Source organism: Ruminococcus sp. NATIVEDY160 (genome assembly GCF_045819885.1).
Lineage (GTDB): Bacteria > Bacillota > Clostridia > Oscillospirales > Acutalibacteraceae > Ruminococcoides.
The window spans coordinates 1,141,127-1,156,550 of sequence record NZ_CP162391.1; the positions used below are offsets into that span (position 1 = coordinate 1,141,127).

A 15,424-nucleotide genomic window follows, 5' to 3' on the forward strand; every position below is an offset into this window, starting at 1 on the left:
TTATTTTTCACCTCGGCGCATATATTTGCACTGAGGTGATTTTTTTGGAAGAAAACAGGAATTCGATAACCTATGACGATAACTGGCAGAGCGTGAGTGAGAGCGAGGTGCCGGTAATTCTCGACCCCGCACAGGCATCGGAGGACGATGTACCCGAACCCAAGTCGGTCGCTCCGCCGAAGCAGCTGCTTCTGACGTTACAGCTTGTGATTTGTCTGCTGATAGCGCTTGCAGCCTTTGTGATGAAAAGCATTGGCGGCGAGCTGTATCAAACCGCGCACGAATGGTATGTGAGCAATCTCAATAATACGGCGATTTTTGACGGCAGGGAGGATTATAATCTCGGAATACTGACCGAAAAGGCGACTGCTGATGAGGTTTAGGCTTTGCGGAATACGAGTTGAAATATCCTATCTGCTTCTGTGTCTTGCGGCAATGAGTGTAATTCTCGGAATATTTCAGAGCTTCTGCTGCTGTGTTTTGGCTGTGATAATCCACGAGAGCGGGCACCTTATTACAATGCGTGCTCTGGGATATTTCCCTGAGAGAATTAAGATTTTGCTCTTCGAAATATCCATCTCCGACCCCTCAAGGCAAGAGAGAAGTGCGCGTGAAAACATGCTGATAATTTTTTTCGGTCCCGCCGCGAATTTTATTTGTGTTCTGCCGCTTTTTCTGGTATACTTATGTGGAACGGAAAAAATTCTCCCTTTTGCGGCGGCAAATCTGTCTGTCGGACTGTTTAATCTGCTGCCCGTGATGTCGCTCGACGGCGGACAGCTTCTGTTTATCCTGCTGTGCCGAAGTCGCACTCCCGAACAGGCGGAAAAAATCGTCTGCCGACTGACATTTATCTCTGTTTTCCCGATAGCCGCGCTGGGATTTGTGATTTTGTTTCATTCTCACTACAACTTTTCACTGCTTTTTGTCTGCGTGTATCTGATATTCGCGCTTTTTACCAGGCAGGAAAAATACTACTGACGGAGGTTGCCATGGTCAGCAAGGAAATCGAAAAACTGCTCTTAAAGGTTCAGAAGCCCGGCCGCTATGTCGGCGGAGAGCTGAACGAGGTCATCAAGGACAAACGCAAGGTGGACGTAAGATTTGCCTTTTGTTTCCCCGACACATACGAGGTCGGAATGTCGCACCTTGGAATGAAAATACTCTACAGCCTTTTTAACAGTGTGGATTACATCTGGTGCGAGCGTGTTTTCGCGCCGTGGATAGATATGGAAGAGCTGATGCGCGAGCGTCAGATTCCGCTTTATGCATTGGAGAGCGGCGATCCCGTTTCGGATTTTGATTTTATCGGCTTCACACTCCAGTACGAGCTGAGCTACACTAATATGCTTAATATGCTGAAAATGAGCAATGTGCCGATCTATTCGCGCGACAGAACCGAGCTGAAAAACATTGTCGTTGCCGGCGGTCCATGCGCCTGCAACCCTGAGCCGATTGCGGATTTTGTGGATATGTTCTTTATCGGCGAGGGAGAAGAGGTCGACCTCGAGGTCATGGAGTTGTTCCGTGAGTGCAGGGCAGAGGGCAGATGCAAGTCGGAGTTTCTGGAGCGCTGCGCCCAGATCGAGGGCGTCTATGTGCCTTCCTTATATGAAGTCAGCTACAATGACGACGGCACTATTGCTGCTTTTACTCCGAAGGGCAATGCTCCCGCGGTGATCCATAAGCGACTGATGAAGAAGATGGACGAGAGCTTTTATCCCGACAATTTCGTCGTACCTCTCGTCGAAATAGTCCATGACCGTGCAGTGCAGGAGATATTCCGCGGCTGTATCCGCGGCTGCCGTTTCTGCCAGGCGGGATTTATATACCGTCCCGTACGCGAGAAATCGCCTGAGGTTATCAACGAGCAGTGCAAAAAGCTCTGCATGAATACGGGCTACGACGAGGTGTCGCTGTCATCGCTGAGCTCGAGCGACTACAGCCAAATCGTTCCGCTGCTCGAGAAACTGACAAGCTGGTGCGGTGAGGAAAAGGTCAGCATTTCGCTGCCGTCGCTGCGCGTCGACGGCTTCACCGACGAGATAATGAATAAGATCAAAACCGTCCGCAAGAGCGGTCTGACCTTTGCTCCCGAGGCGGGCAGTCAGCGTATGCGCGACGTTATCAATAAGAATGTTCAGCACGACGAGCTTATGCAGACCTGTGCCACAGCGTTTGCGGGCGGCTGGACAACCGTAAAGCTCTACTTTATGATCGGTCTGCCGACGGAAACAATGGACGACGTCGCGGATATCGCGCACCTCGGTCAGTCGGTTGTCGATACATACTATCAGACGCCTAACCGCTCAAAGGGCAAGTCTGTGCGAGTAACGGTTTCCGCGTCATCATTCGTTCCGAAGCCGTTTACACCCTTCCAGTGGGAGCCGCAGGACACTATTCCCGTTCTCCACGAGAAGCAGGCGCACATCAAGGAGAGCATTACTACAAAGAAAATCACGTTTAACTACCACGATGCGGACACCAGCTTTCTCGAGGCCGTATTCGCACGCGGTGACAGAAAGCTCGCTAAGGCGATGGCTCTCGCATGCGAGAGAGATTTCCATTTTGACGGCTGGAGCGACTGCTTCGATCTGCAAAAATGGCTGGACATCTTCGAGGAGTGCGGCATAGACCCTGCGTTTTACGCTAACCGCCGCCGTTCCTTCGACGAAATCCTGCCGTGGGATCACATCGACTACGGTGTAAGCAAGCAGTTTTTGATCAAGGAGTGCCAAAAGGCATACAATAACACAACAACACCGCACTGCCGCTTACAGTGCAGCGGCTGCGGCGCGGCAAAATACGGGGAGGGAGTTTGCTTTGAGAAACGTCAGAATCTGGTTTAAAAAGGACTTTGAGTGCCGCTACATCTCACACCTCGACCTCAACCGCACTATGCTCCGCGCGCTTCACAAGAGCAAGCTGCCGATCTGGCATACCGAGGGATTCAATCCGCACCCGTTTGCGACATTTCCTTTACCACTATCGCTCGGCTTTCGCGGTGTGAACGAGTGCATGGACGTCAAGCTTGAGGACGATGCATTTGATATTAAGACAATTCCCGACAGGCTTAATCCTTGTTTGCCGCGCGGTATTCGTGTGTTCGACGCGACAGAGGTCGTTATGAAGGCGGGCAAGGTCGCTTACGCGTCATTCACGATGCGTATTAGTGCGGACAGGCTCTCGTCGTCTGTAGTGACCTCTCAGCTCCGTGAGCTTCTGAGCCGTGAGCACATCGAAATCGAGAAGAAGTCAAAGAAGGGCATGAAAACGGTCGATATAAAGCAGGGTATCCGCAGCTTTGAGCTAAAGGAGATGTTCGACTGCGCGCAGCTTGACGTGATTCTTTCCGCGGGCAGCAGCGACAACGTAAACCCTCAGCTCATTATTTCAGCCCTGCAGCGTGAAAACGGCGTTGAGTACGACGCAGACATTACCCGAAATGACTTATTTAATTCCGAATTAGAATTATTCAGGTGAGATTATGTTTGAATTTACAATTAATGAAGCCGAGCTTCTGAATGGATTCCTGCGCGATTTTTCCGCCTATGTAAATAAATCCTACAAATTCACGATGAAATTTCTCGCCGGTCCCGAGCGGAGTGATTTCAGCGAAAATGATAAGCTCGTGCTGATTTCGGTCAACAAATCTGTCTATCAGAACCTCTACAGCTTTCTGCGGCTGAATGACAGCAATATGCAGTATGCGGCGTTCAGCTGTCTTGAAAGCGCGGTATATGCCATGCGGCTGTTCAACGTGATCGCGCCGTACACTGAGTATCGCTACAAATTCCTCACTGACCCCGAATTTTCATTAACGGAATGCGAGGACGACCTGGCAGGCGATGAGGGAGAGTTTGACGAAAATACAGAACATTTTTCTTTGAAAGAATTTTGTGAAGGTATTCACAAGGTAAATGCCTTCGAGCTGAAAACCGCGTCGATTTCCTCTCAGCTAAACGATGGAAATATTTATCTCGGGTTATCCTGCGGCAAGACTCTCAGCGCCGAGCTTCAGGACGAGGTGCGAAAGAACCTCATAGGTGCGTTTGTGGCTCTGTCAAAGTACGCTAGAATGTTCGAGAGCGATGGAGTTGATGAAGAATTGAAGGCGCTCGAGGACAGTCTGTACGAGCGTTTTCTTGAATATCTGCGTAAATAGCGAAGAATCGTCAGTCTTTCAATAAAACTTTCACCTATGTTTTCACAAAACTTCAAATAGTTTTCACAAACAGCCTGTAATATATAATCACAGCAACAAGATAGGCTGTAAACAAAGCTTACCACCAGTTTTTTCATAGATGTTCCTTTTATTAGTAGAAAGACCGACCGTGAGGTTGGTCTTTTGCTTTGTAATGAAATATGTATTATTATTCCTTAAACGAATATTTAAAAAAGACCTTTGGTGAGAAGGTATACAAGATTTCTCTTGACGGCGGCATGACCTGCCCGAACCGCGACGGTACTCTGGGCAGACGCGGCTGTATTTTTTGCAGCGGCGGCGGTTCGGGAGAATTCTCGGCTGACAGGAATCTGAGCATTACTGAACAGCTCGAGCAGGCGAAGACACGTATCCGTCAAAAGACCGATTGCAGGAAGTTTATCGCATATTTTCAGCCTTTTACCAATACCTACGCCGACGTTTCATATCTGCGGCGCATATTTTACGAAGCGATTCTTCCCGAAGAGATAGCAGTGCTTTCAATTGCCACCCGACCCGATTGTCTGGGAAGAGATGTACTTGAACTGCTCTCTGAGCTGAATAAAATCAAGCCTGTCTGGGTTGAGCTGGGTTTGCAGACCGTTCATGCGCAGTCTGCTGAGTATATCCGACGCGGTTATCCTCTTGAAACCTTTGATGAGGCAGTATCTGATCTCCGTAAAAACGGCGTGAGCGTAATCACCCACGTTATTCTTGGACTGCCGAACGAAACGAAGGAAATGATGCTTCAAACCGTGCGTTACGCAGGGGAGAGAAGCGACGGAGTAAAATTGCAGCTTCTTCACGTTCTCCGCGGCACAGACCTTTTAAGTGATTACGAGAATGGTGAGTTTGAGACGCTTAGTCTTGAGCAATACCTTGACATTCTATGCGACGCAGTCGAGGTTCTGCCGGAAAATACCGTTATTCACCGTCTGACCGGCGACGGCGACAAAAAGCTGCTCGTCGCGCCCTTGTGGAGTGCGGATAAAAAGCGCGTATTAAATGAAATGAACCGTGAGTTCAGGCGCAGAGATGTGGTTCAGGGAAGAAAATATAAAAATTTCGGAAAACCTCTTGATTTTTCCAAATGAATTTGGTATAATAACCAACGGTGTTTGGAGAGATGTCCGAGCTGGCCGAAGGAGCATGATTGGAAATCATGTGTACGGTAATCACCGTACCAGGGGTTCGAATCCCCTTCTCTCCGCCAAAGTTGCCCCCGTAGCTTATGCTTCGGGGGTTCGTTTTTTATTTGCATTTTTGGTTAATGTTATGAAGCGCGTTCTTGTTTTACTGATTATCATTTCTTTATTATTTTGTACGGTGACAGCGTCAGCGGCGTCATCTGTTTCCTTCCGTACTTCTGACTGCGAAACAGCGCGGAACCGTGTTTTTACCGTCAATGTCTGCGCGGCGTCAGGCAGCCCGTTGTGCGCGGCGCTGTTTGATATTACATATGATTCATCGGCGTTTGATTTTCGCGGCGCGTCAGTCCAAAAGCCCGCGCTTGTTGAAACAAACAGCGGGGACGGACGAGTCAGACTTGATTATCTGAACGCCGGCGGTACCGACTGCAGCGAAGAAGCCGTGATTTTTACTTTGTCGTTCAAGTCAAAGAAAGCCGGTACATATACCTTTGGCTATACCGTATCGCAGTGTGTTGACAGCGACGCCGAATTTATGTCGGTAGGAGAGGTAAGGTCCGGTGTTATAACCGTAACGGGAAGCGGCAGCACATCTCAGAGCAAGTCGTCAAATTCATCAAAGTCCTCTTCGTCAGGCAGCGGCAATTCAAAATCCTCTTCGAGCGGAAAGAGCAAATCGGGTTCTTCCGGGAAAACCGAGAATACTACGGAAGCAACGGTTCATGATTACGGCTCATTTTATGATTTCACCGACCACGACAGCTCAAATGTAAACCTTGTCGCAGTAGCGGTACTCTGTGCGGTCAGTATGGCTTTGTCGGCAGCGGCGGTACTCGGGATTCTGAAAGTCCGCTCCGTAATCAAACGCCGAAAAGCCGACGCCAATGATGATAAATCAAAAAGTGATGAATAAATCGTGATTTTTGTTGAATAATTTTTCATAATCGCTTGATTTTTGGCAAACTTTCTGCTATATTAATATTATTGTTGAAAAAAAGGAGAGAAAATTTATCATGAAAAAGATTTTATCCGCAGTTTTAGCAGTTGCAATGCTCTGCACCTGTGTTCTCATGTTCACGGCGTGCGGCGGCAACAATTCATCTGCTGCTTCCGACGCTTCCTCAAAGACCGAGGCTAAGGAGCTTCACATGGCGACCAACGCAGCCTTTGAGCCTTACGAGTACAAGGAAGGCGGCGAGGTAGTTGGTATCGACGCAGACATCGCGAATGCTATCTGTGAAAAGCTCGGCTGCAAGCTCGTAATCGACGACATGGATTTCGACGCAATCATCACCGCAGTTACCTCAGGCAAGGCTGACTTCGGTATGGCAGGCATGACCATCACCGACGAGAGAAAGCAGTCTGTAGATTTCACCGATCCCTACACCAACGCTGTACAGGTTATCATCGTCAACGAGAAAGACAGCCCCGTAGCAAGCGCTGACGACCTCAAGGGCAAGTCAATTGGCGTACAGATGGGTACCACAGGCGACATCTATGTTACCGACATCGAGGGCGCCAAGGTTGAGCGCTTCAACAAGGGTGCCGACGCGGTTCTCGCTCTTACTCAGGGCAAGGTAGACGCTGTTGTTATTGACAACCAGCCCGCTAAGGCGTTCGTTGCTCAGAACGCCGGTACAAAGATTCTTGACGACCCCTTCGAGAACGAAGAGTACGCAATCTGCCTCAAGAAGGGCAGCGAGCTTACAGAGCAGTTCAACAAGGCACTTAAGGAGCTCAAGGATGACGGTACAATCGATACCATCATCAAGAAGTACATCAGCGAGTAAAATTTTTGAATCGCGACGGGCAGGTACTTGTGCCTGCCCGTTTGATTTGAGTAAGGGTATATTATATGGATTTTTTTGAAAGTATCGCTCAGAGCTTTATCAAAACCTTTATCACCGACGACCGCTGGCTTCAGCTGCTGAGCGGTCTTGGCGTAACGATTCTCATTACGCTTGTGGCGGCTGCGATTGGTATAGTTCTCGGCTTTTTGATTGCAATGGTGCGTTCCACCTACGATATGCAGCTGCAGGGAAGAAAATGTTCGAATCCTTCCGACTATATCCTCAAGGTATTGAACTTTATCTGTAATTTCTATATCACAATCATCCGCGGCACACCTGTCGTTATCCAGCTGATGATTATGTATTTTATCGTATTCGCAAGCTCGCGCGACGGTATTATCGCGGCGTTCATTTCCTTCGGTATGAATTCCGCGGCATATGTTGCCGAGATCGTCCGTTCGGGCATCATGTCGATTGACAAGGGTCAGTTTGAGGCGAGCCGTTCAATCGGTTTTGACTACAAGAACACAATGATTTACATAATTATCCCTCAGGCGTTCAAGAACATTCTTCCCGCTCTGGGCAACGAGTTCATTGTGCTTGTAAAGGAAACCTCTGTCGCGGGTTATGTAGCGCTTCAGGATCTGACCTACGTCGGAAATATGATCCGTTCGCGTACCTACGAGGCGTTTTTCCCTCTGATTACGGTCGCGCTCATTTACCTGATTATTGTTCTGATTCTCTCGTTCCTGCTGAAGAGACTCGAAAGGAGGCTGCGCAACAGTGACCACTGATAATGTATTGATTAAGGTTGACAACCTCTGTAAATCCTTCGGCGACACCGCCGTTCTCAAGGGCATCAACGCCGAGATCGACAAGGGCGACGTAATGGTTGTGATCGGTGCGTCAGGCTCCGGTAAATCAACATTCCTGCGCTGTCTTAACCTTCTTGAGGAACCCACCTCAGGCTCGATCTTCTTCGAGGGCGTTGACATTACAGACGCTTCCGTCAACATTAATATTCACCGCCAGAAGATGGGAATGGTTTTCCAGCAGTTCAATCTGTTTCCTCACATGACAGTCCTGCGCAATCTCACCCTCGGCCCGATTAAGCTCCTCAAGCAGAGCAAGGAGGAAGCCGAGGCAAACGCGATGAAGCTTCTCGAGCGTGTTGGTCTTGCGGACAGAGCTGACGCGTATCCGTCACAGCTTTCGGGCGGACAGAAGCAGCGAATCGCCATAGTCCGCGCTCTTGCGATGAATCCAGATGTTATGCTCTTTGACGAGCCGACCTCTGCTCTCGACCCCGAAATGGTAGGAGAGGTGCTTGAGGTTATGAAGCAGCTCGCAAAGGACGGCATGACAATGGTCGTTGTCACTCACGAAATGGGCTTTGCGAGAGAGGTCGGTACAAACATCGTCTTTGTTGACGAGGGAGTAATCGTCGAGCAGGGAGCACCTTCCGAGTTCTTCGAAAATCCCAAGTCACCCCGACTTAAGGAATTCCTTTCAAAAGTTCTTTAATTCTTTATAAAAATAATAAACACAAACGCGGTTTGATTTTGTCGGACCGCGTCTTTTTTTGTCCTTGAAACTTTGGTGAAAAGACAAAATATTTAGTGTTTTTGCTTTACATCACTGCCAATATATAGTATAATATAACTAAATATAATTGATGAGGTGTTAAGATATGAAACCCAAATACAAGCGTATTTTATTAAAACTCTCGGGCGAATCTCTCGCGGGCGAGGACAAGCACGGCATTAACTTTGATACAGTTATGCGCATTTGTGAACCGATTAAGAAATGTAACGAAAAAGGCGTACAGATCGGCATAGTTGTCGGCGGCGGCAACTTCTGGAGAGGCAGAAGCTCGGGCGATATGGACAGACCCCGCGCTGATCACATGGGAATGCTCGCTACAGCTATCAATGCTCTCGGTGTATGCGACGCTCTCGAGCAGCTCGGCATACCCGTACGTGTTCAGACCGCTATCTCCATGCCTCAGGTAGCTGAGCCCTATATCCGCAACAAGGCGATCCGCCACATGGAGAAGGGCAGAGTAGTTATCTTCGGCTGCGGAACCGGCAACCCGTTTTTCAGCACCGACTCCGCGGCTTCTCTGAGAGCTGCCGAGATCGAAGCCGATATCATTTTCAAGGCTACAATGGTTGACGGTGTTTATGATTCCGACCCCAAGACAAATCCCGACGCCAAGAAGTACGACACTGTTTCACATCAGGAGGTTCTCAGCAAGGGACTTAACGTAATGGACAGCACCGCTGCCGCAATGTGCAGGGATAACAACATTCCGATTCTTGTATTCAGCATCGAGGATCCCGACAACATCTACAAGGCTGTCTGCGGTGAAAATGTCGGCACAGTCGTATCGAACGACGAATGATCAAGGACTTAATTTCATTTTATATTTTAGGAGGAGATTAACATGAAAGAACAGCTCAAAAAAGCAGAGGAGCGCATGAACAGACGTCTTGACCACCTCTGCACCGAATATGCCGAAATCCGTGCGGGAAGAGCAAATCCCGCCGTTCTTGACAAGGTTAAGGTCGATTATTACGGAGCTCCCACTCCCGTGAACCAGCTTGCCGCGGTTTCCGTGACCGAGGCGAGAACCCTCACGATCCAGCCGTGGGACGCTTCTATCCTCAGACAGATCGAAAAGGCTATCCAGAAGTCCGATATCGGCATCAATCCGATGAACGACGGCAAGATTATCCGCCTCCAGTTTCCGCCTCTCACAGAGGACAGACGTAAGGAGATCGTCAAGGACGTTCAGAAGCTCGCCGAGGAAACCAAGGTTCAGGTGCGCAACGTCCGCCGCGATACCATTGAAAAGCTCAAGGCTATGAAGAAGTCGGGAGGGCTCACCGAGGACGATCTCAAGCTTGCCGAGAAGAAAACCCAGGAATTAACCGATAAATTCACCAAGAAGGTTGACAGCGTTTCAGCCGATAAGCAGAAAGAGATTTTGGAGCTGTAATATGGCGTTTTTCGGTCGAAATAAAACCGAAACCGAAGCAGTTGAGCTTGTCCTTCCGAAGCACGTCGGAATTATCATGGACGGCAACGGACGGTGGGCAAAGAAACGCGGTCTGCCGCGCAAGGCAGGACATACGGAAGGTGCTCGCACCTTCCGTAAAATCACGCGTTACTGTTCGGAAATCGGTATCAAATACCTCACGGTCTACGCTTTTTCCACAGAAAACTGGAAGCGACCGGAGGACGAGGTCGGCGCGCTAATGAAGCTTTTCAAGTCGTACCTTGAGGAAGCTATCTCAGATTTCAAGGACGATGATATTGTCGTGCGCTTTATCGGCGACAAAAGCGGCTTTTCTCCGGAGCTTCGCGCGCTTATGGACGAGAACGAGGAGTGCTCGCGTGAACGCGAAGGCATGGTTCTCAACATCGCGATGAACTACGGTTCGCGCGACGAGATTGTCCGAGCTGTCAGGAGCATTGCGGCTGACGTAAAGAGAGGCGAGTTGAGCGAATCGGACATTTCCGAGCAGCTTATCTCTGACAGGCTCTATACCGCGGGACAGCCCGACCCCGACCTGATTATCCGTCCGAGCGGAGAGTACCGCATTTCAAACTTTATGCTCTGGCAGTCGGCGTACACGGAGTTTGTGATCATGAACAAGCTCTGGCCTGATTTCCAGAAGTCCGATTTGGACGAAGCGCTGCGCATATATTCTCAGCGCAACAGGCGTTACGGCGGCGTTTGAGCAGCCGCGCCTTGAGAGGAGCAAATTAATGAAATCACTGAAACCGAGACTTTTGACCGCCGCGATCGGTATACCCGCCGTAGTTTTGATAATCTTCCTGTCAGAGCTTTGGCGACCTACCTTAAATCTGGTTGTGAGCGGTGTAACGGCCGTAATGATAGGGGAATATCTCAACGGTAAGGGAATGCTGAAAAACTATCCGATATCCGTCGTTTGCATTTTAGCGGCGTTTCTTCTGACGCTGTTGTGCGCGACCGCATATGTTTACCTGATACTGGTTGTCTTTATGCTGGCGGCGTTCATGGTGCTGATTATCCGTCACAAAAAATTCAGCTATATTGACTTTTGCTACGCGGTGTTCGGAACTCTTCTGATAGTTTTCGGTATGAGCGCGATGGTGCTTGTTTGCAGCAACGGTATCAGCGTGACCTTCGGGTTCTTTGTTGTACTAATGCTTCCGTGGATGGCTGACGCGGGCGGATTTTTCGTCGGCGCGAGCATGGGAAAGCACAAGCTCTGTCCCGAAATCAGCCCCAAAAAGACTGTTGAGGGCGCAATCGGCGGCGTTTTGTTCTGCATGATTTCCGCTGTGGCGCTGGGACTTATTTTCCAGCTCTGGGTATTTTCGGCGGTTTCGGTCAATTTCATTTCGATGGTAATAATCGGCGCGCTCGACGCGGTATTTTCCATCGTCGGCGACCTCAGTTTTTCACTCATTAAACGCAGTCTCGGCATTAAGGACTATGGCACGATTTTTCCGGGTCACGGCGGTTTTCTCGATCGCTGCGACAGCATAATCTTCACCGCGCCTATTGTTCTGTTGATCAGTCAGTATATGCCGATATTAAGCTTAGGGTAAAATTATGAAACATAACCTTTCAGTATTGGGTTCCACAGGGTCAATCGGCACCCAGACGCTCGACGTTGCAGAGAAGCTCGGCCTTAACGTCCGCGCGCTGACAGCAAACAGCAATATTGACCTGCTGGAGAAACAAATCAGAAAATTCAAGCCTGAGCTTGCCGTTGTATTCCGTGAGGATAAGGCGGCTGAGCTGAGGGATAATATAAAAGACACATCTACAAAGGTTCTCGCGGGAATGGACGGTCTTATCGCTGCGGCTACGCTCGACAGTGCCGATTTGGTCCTCAATTCCGTAGTCGGCATGGTCGGCTTGCAACCCACGATTGCCGCGGCAGAGGCAAAGAAGGACATCGCCCTTGCAAACAAGGAAACTCTTGTCGCGGGCGGTGATCTGGTGACCGATGCTGTTCGCCGTAACGGAATCAGGCTATTGCCCGTCGACAGCGAGCACTCGGCGATTTTCCAGTGCTTACAGGGAAATCCGCCCAACAAGGCGCTCAAGAAGCTGATTCTCACCGCTTCGGGCGGTCCGTTTTTCGGCAGAACCACAGAAGACCTTCGCGGCGTCACCGTGGAGCAGGCCCTCAATCATCCTAACTGGAGCATGGGCGCGAAAATAACCATCGACTCCGCGACTATGATGAACAAGGGACTTGAAATCATCGAGGCGGCGCGTCTGTTTGACGTATCGGGTGATGATATCGACGTTGTTGTACACCGCGAGAGCATTATTCATTCTCTCATAGAGTACACCGACAACTCGGTAATCGCGCAGCTCGGCGTGCCTGATATGCGCATTCCGATCCAGTACGCGATTACGTATCCCGAGAGATACGAGTCGCCCGTCGAGGAACTGAACCTCGCGCAGATCGGCAAGCTCACCTTCTTTGAGCCCGATTACGAGACGTTCAAGTGTCTGCGCGCGTGCAAAAAGGCTCTCGCAATGGGCGGCGTAGCCACGGCGATCGCAAACGGCGCGAATGAGGAAGCGAATATGCTGTTCAGAAAAGGCAAAATCAGCTTTCTTGAAATCGGAGAACTTGTTATGGGTGCGGTCGACAGCATCGAAAACAGCACGCCTGCGTGCGTAGACGACATTCTCACTGCCGACAGACTTGCAAGGCAGTACGTTACCGACAGGGTATAAACAGGGTATACAGGGCAAGATTCGTTGCGGAATCTGATATGGAGTTGACTTATATTAAATGCAGTTTTTAATCACGTTAGCGCTAATCGTAATCGGCGTACTTCTCTTTGAATTCATTATTTTCGCCCATGAGTTCGGACATTTTATCACCGCCAAAAAATCCGGCGTTCAGGTAAATGAGTTCGCGCTCGGCATGGGACCTAAGCTCTTTGGCTTCAAGAAGGGCGAAACCCAGTATTCGCTCAGGCTTTTTCCGATAGGCGGCTACTGCGCCATGGAGGGAGAGGACGCTGAGAGCGATAATCCGCGGGCTTTTACAAACGCGAAAATCTGGAAGCGCATGATTATCATTGTCGCCGGAGCTTTCATGAACTTCGTCGTGGGCTTATTGCTTATGTTCGTTGTTCTTGTTCAGCAGCCGTCCTTTGAGAGCACGATCATCAGCGGCTTTGCGCCTAACGCCTTCACCGCGAGCAGCGGCTTGGAGGTCGGTGACAAAATCGTAGGCATAAACGGCTATCCTGTCTGGAACATAAAGGATCTGCAGTTTGCCATTCAGACGATGCAGTGCAAAAGCGTTGATCCCGATTCCCTCGAGGTTTACAAGGAGGACTGCGCAAATCTTCCCGTAAGAACCTTTGTCGAGCTTGTAAATAACGACGAAAAGTATTACGGCGCGAAGCTGACAGACGAAGAATACAGCGAGCTTTATCAGATTCTGCTCAAATCCGCCGATCCGATTCAGGCGGCGACGACCAAGGAAGAGGCGTATGACGCGGCAAAGGCTTCAATTGACTCGCTCTATGCCTACAAAGACATCAATAAAACCGAAAAATACACATATCCCGAAATAGAAAAGCGCGACGAGCGTTTTCGCTATACCGCCGACGTAGAGGTTGAGCGCAACGGTGAGAAGCTCACGCTTGAGGGTGTGCAGTTCTACACAGAATATAAATCCGAGGAAGCGGCAAAGGAAAAGAATACAAAGGAAACAGTAGTCCGCTATGATTTCTCCGTTGAACCGATCGAAAAGAATTTCGGCACGGTTCTCGGGCAGACAGTCAGCCAGACCGCCAGCCTTGCAAAGACAGTCTGGCAGTCGATTGTCATGCTGGTTCAGGGCAGGTTCAGTTTTACTGACCTTTCGGGTCCTGTCGGCATTACCAAGGCAGTGTCAATGGTAGCGTCCGAGGGTCTCAAGGTAAACTTTATGAGCGCTGTTAACAATATCATATTCATCATGGCGCTTATCACCGTCAACCTCGGCGTAGTCAATCTTCTTCCGTTTCCGGCTCTCGACGGCGGACGCTTTGTAATGCTTGTTATTGAAGCTATTATCCGCAGACCTATTCCGCGTAAATTTGAGTATATCATCAACGGAGTGGGACTTGCGCTGCTTCTCATATTCATCGCGGTAATCTCCGTCAAGGACGTATGGCAGTTAGTTACAGGAACATTTCCGGGTATGTAGGAGGAAATATGAGCAGTAAAATTCAGGTACAGGCAGGAAATCTCAAGATCGGAGGCGGCGCTCCCGTAAGTGTGCAGTCCATGCTCAACGTCCCCTCCACAGACATAGAAGGCTCTGTCCGTCAGGCGATCGCTCTTGAGGAAGCGGGCTGTCAGGTAATCAGAGCCGCAATTCCCGACATGGACGCCGTTCGGCTGATTCCCGCGCTCAAGGAAGCGGTCAAGGCACCGATCGTCGCGGATATACATTTCAATTACAAATTAGCGCTTGAGGCTTGCGCCGCGGGCGTCGACAAAATCAGAATCAATCCGGGCAATATCGGCTCGGACGACAGGGTCAAGGCTGTGGCGGACGCATGCCGACAGCGCTCGATCCCCATAAGAATCGGCGTAAACTCAGGCTCGCTCGAAAAGGAAATCCTTGCGAAGTACGGTCATCCCACTCCGCAGGCTCTATGCGACAGCGCGCTTTATCACGCCTCTCTGCTGGAAAAATTTGACTTCAACGACATCGTGCTTTCAATGAAAAGCTCGACTGTCTCCACAATGATACAGGCTTATGAGCTCGCGGCCGAGCAGTGCGACTATCCGCTGCACCTCGGAGTAACCGAAGCGGGCACCGAGCGAATGGGCATAATCAAATCCGCCGCCGGCTTAGGCGCGCTGCTTACTCGCGGTATCGGCGATACTATCCGCGTTTCGCTGACCGCCGACCCCGTCAGGGAGGTATATGCAGCCTTTGATATTCTCAAGGCGCTCGATATGCGCGAGGAGGGCGTTCAGTTCGTTTCGTGCCCGACCTGCGGAAGAACCCGCATCGATCTTGTCGGAATCGCGAACGAGGTTGAGGAGCGTCTGCGCGGCTGCAAAAAGAACATCAAGGTCGCCGTTATGGGCTGCGTGGTAAACGGCCCGGGCGAAGCCAAGGAAGCCGACATCGGAATTGCAGGCGGCGAAGGCTGCGGCCTTGTTTTCAAGAAGGGCGAGATTTTGTATAAGGTTGACGAGGATAAGCTCGTCGACGCCCTTATGGATGAAATTGAAAAAATGTAAAGGA

17 protein-coding genes and 1 tRNA gene are annotated in these 15,424 nt (G+C 50.0%); all 18 read left to right on the forward strand.

Going from position 1 to position 15,424, the window contains the following annotated elements; all coding sequences use genetic code 11:
• Positions 1-44: 44 nt before the first annotated feature.
• The 18 genes from AB1I49_RS05575 (at position 45) to ispG (ending at position 15,420) form a co-directional block, all read left to right on the forward strand.
• Positions 45-383 (forward strand): hypothetical protein, encoded by a 339-nt coding sequence (locus tag AB1I49_RS05575; RefSeq protein WP_186833153.1) that lies wholly within the window; start codon positions 45-47, stop codon positions 381-383.
• Between the two features lie 235 nt (positions 384-618).
• Entirely contained in the window at positions 619-981 is a 363-nt protein-coding gene (locus AB1I49_RS05580; protein WP_407721583.1) for a site-2 protease family protein, read from the forward strand.
• Positions 982-992: 11 nt separating this feature from the next.
• The gene (locus tag AB1I49_RS05585; protein ID WP_407721584.1) at positions 993-2,849 is read left to right on the forward strand and encodes a TIGR03960 family B12-binding radical SAM protein; all 1,857 of its coding nucleotides are present in this window, start codon (positions 993-995) and stop codon (positions 2,847-2,849) included.
• Positions 2,824-3,483 carry a TIGR03936 family radical SAM-associated protein gene (locus AB1I49_RS05590; protein ID WP_186833150.1) on the forward strand — a complete coding sequence of 220 codons (660 nt, stop codon included), beginning with the start codon at positions 2,824-2,826 and terminating at the stop codon, positions 3,481-3,483. The genes AB1I49_RS05585 and AB1I49_RS05590 overlap by 26 nt, the downstream gene beginning before the upstream one ends.
• A 4-nt stretch (positions 3,484-3,487) precedes the next feature.
• A complete protein-coding gene (locus AB1I49_RS05595) occupies positions 3,488-4,165 on the forward strand; it encodes a hypothetical protein (RefSeq protein WP_407721585.1) in 678 nt (225 codons plus the stop codon).
• 200 nt (positions 4,166-4,365) lie between these two features.
• The gene (locus tag AB1I49_RS05600) at positions 4,366-5,298 is read left to right on the forward strand and encodes a tRNA modification radical SAM protein MnmL/YtqA (RefSeq protein WP_407721586.1); all 933 of its coding nucleotides are present in this window, start codon (positions 4,366-4,368) and stop codon (positions 5,296-5,298) included.
• Positions 5,299-5,324: 26 nt separating this feature from the next.
• Positions 5,325-5,417, forward strand: a tRNA-Ser gene (locus AB1I49_RS05605).
• Positions 5,418-5,479: 62 nt separating this feature from the next.
• Positions 5,480-6,265, forward strand: a complete 786-nt coding sequence (locus tag AB1I49_RS05610) for a cohesin domain-containing protein (RefSeq protein WP_407721587.1) — start codon at positions 5,480-5,482, stop codon at positions 6,263-6,265.
• A 100-nt stretch (positions 6,266-6,365) separates the two neighbouring features.
• Complete coding sequence (locus tag AB1I49_RS05615; RefSeq protein WP_407721588.1) at positions 6,366-7,142, forward strand: basic amino acid ABC transporter substrate-binding protein; 777 nt, start codon at positions 6,366-6,368, stop codon at positions 7,140-7,142.
• Positions 7,143-7,207: 65 nt separating this feature from the next.
• Positions 7,208-7,936 (forward strand): amino acid ABC transporter permease, encoded by a 729-nt coding sequence (locus AB1I49_RS05620; RefSeq protein ID WP_407721589.1) that lies wholly within the window; start codon positions 7,208-7,210, stop codon positions 7,934-7,936.
• Positions 7,937-7,943: 7 nt separating this feature from the next.
• The gene (locus AB1I49_RS05625; protein ID WP_407721636.1) at positions 7,944-8,666 is read left to right on the forward strand and encodes an amino acid ABC transporter ATP-binding protein; all 723 of its coding nucleotides are present in this window, start codon (positions 7,944-7,946) and stop codon (positions 8,664-8,666) included.
• Positions 8,667-8,832: 166 nt separating this feature from the next.
• Positions 8,833-9,546, forward strand: a complete 714-nt coding sequence (gene pyrH, locus AB1I49_RS05630) for a UMP kinase (protein ID WP_407721590.1) — start codon at positions 8,833-8,835, stop codon at positions 9,544-9,546.
• 42 nt (positions 9,547-9,588) lie between these two features.
• A complete protein-coding gene (frr, locus tag AB1I49_RS05635) occupies positions 9,589-10,143 on the forward strand; it encodes a ribosome recycling factor (RefSeq protein WP_186833143.1) in 555 nt (184 codons plus the stop codon).
• Between the two features lies 1 nt (position 10,144).
• Positions 10,145-10,888, forward strand: a complete 744-nt coding sequence (locus tag AB1I49_RS05640) for an undecaprenyl pyrophosphate synthase (RefSeq protein ID WP_405318198.1) — start codon at positions 10,145-10,147, stop codon at positions 10,886-10,888.
• A gap of 28 nt (positions 10,889-10,916) precedes the next feature.
• Positions 10,917-11,747, forward strand: a complete 831-nt coding sequence (locus AB1I49_RS05645) for a phosphatidate cytidylyltransferase (protein ID WP_186833141.1) — start codon at positions 10,917-10,919, stop codon at positions 11,745-11,747.
• A 4-nt stretch (positions 11,748-11,751) separates the two neighbouring features.
• Positions 11,752-12,897: a 1-deoxy-D-xylulose-5-phosphate reductoisomerase gene (locus tag AB1I49_RS05650; RefSeq protein WP_407721591.1), complete on the forward strand. Its 1,146-nt coding sequence runs from the start codon at positions 11,752-11,754 to the stop codon at positions 12,895-12,897.
• A gap of 58 nt (positions 12,898-12,955) precedes the next feature.
• Positions 12,956-14,368: an RIP metalloprotease RseP gene (gene rseP, locus AB1I49_RS05655; protein WP_316619690.1), complete on the forward strand. Its 1,413-nt coding sequence runs from the start codon at positions 12,956-12,958 to the stop codon at positions 14,366-14,368.
• Between the two features lie 8 nt (positions 14,369-14,376).
• A complete protein-coding gene (ispG, locus tag AB1I49_RS05660; protein ID WP_186833138.1) occupies positions 14,377-15,420 on the forward strand; it encodes a flavodoxin-dependent (E)-4-hydroxy-3-methylbut-2-enyl-diphosphate synthase in 1,044 nt (347 codons plus the stop codon).
• Positions 15,421-15,424 lie beyond the last annotated feature (4 nt).

Coding starts and splice junctions, on each gene's coding strand:
- ispG (WP_186833138.1), top strand. CDS start 14,377: ATGAGCAGTAAAATTCAGGTACAGGCAGGAAATCTCAAGATCGGAGGC.
- AB1I49_RS05615 (WP_407721588.1), top strand. CDS start 6,366: ATGAAAAAGATTTTATCCGCAGTTTTAGCAGTTGCAATGCTCTGCACC.
- AB1I49_RS05600 (WP_407721586.1), top strand. CDS start 4,366: ATGTATTATTATTCCTTAAACGAATATTTAAAAAAGACCTTTGGTGAG.
- AB1I49_RS05645 (WP_186833141.1), top strand. CDS start 10,917: ATGAAATCACTGAAACCGAGACTTTTGACCGCCGCGATCGGTATACCC.
- frr (WP_186833143.1), top strand. CDS start 9,589: ATGAAAGAACAGCTCAAAAAAGCAGAGGAGCGCATGAACAGACGTCTT.
- AB1I49_RS05620 (WP_407721589.1), top strand. CDS start 7,208: ATGGATTTTTTTGAAAGTATCGCTCAGAGCTTTATCAAAACCTTTATC.
- AB1I49_RS05585 (WP_407721584.1), top strand. CDS start 993: ATGGTCAGCAAGGAAATCGAAAAACTGCTCTTAAAGGTTCAGAAGCCC.
- AB1I49_RS05580 (WP_407721583.1), top strand. CDS start 619: ATGCTGATAATTTTTTTCGGTCCCGCCGCGAATTTTATTTGTGTTCTG.
- AB1I49_RS05610 (WP_407721587.1), top strand. CDS start 5,480: ATGAAGCGCGTTCTTGTTTTACTGATTATCATTTCTTTATTATTTTGT.
- AB1I49_RS05640 (WP_405318198.1), top strand. CDS start 10,145: ATGGCGTTTTTCGGTCGAAATAAAACCGAAACCGAAGCAGTTGAGCTT.
- AB1I49_RS05650 (WP_407721591.1), top strand. CDS start 11,752: ATGAAACATAACCTTTCAGTATTGGGTTCCACAGGGTCAATCGGCACC.
- pyrH (WP_407721590.1), top strand. CDS start 8,833: ATGAAACCCAAATACAAGCGTATTTTATTAAAACTCTCGGGCGAATCT.
- AB1I49_RS05595 (WP_407721585.1), top strand. CDS start 3,488: ATGTTTGAATTTACAATTAATGAAGCCGAGCTTCTGAATGGATTCCTG.
- rseP (WP_316619690.1), top strand. CDS start 12,956: ATGCAGTTTTTAATCACGTTAGCGCTAATCGTAATCGGCGTACTTCTC.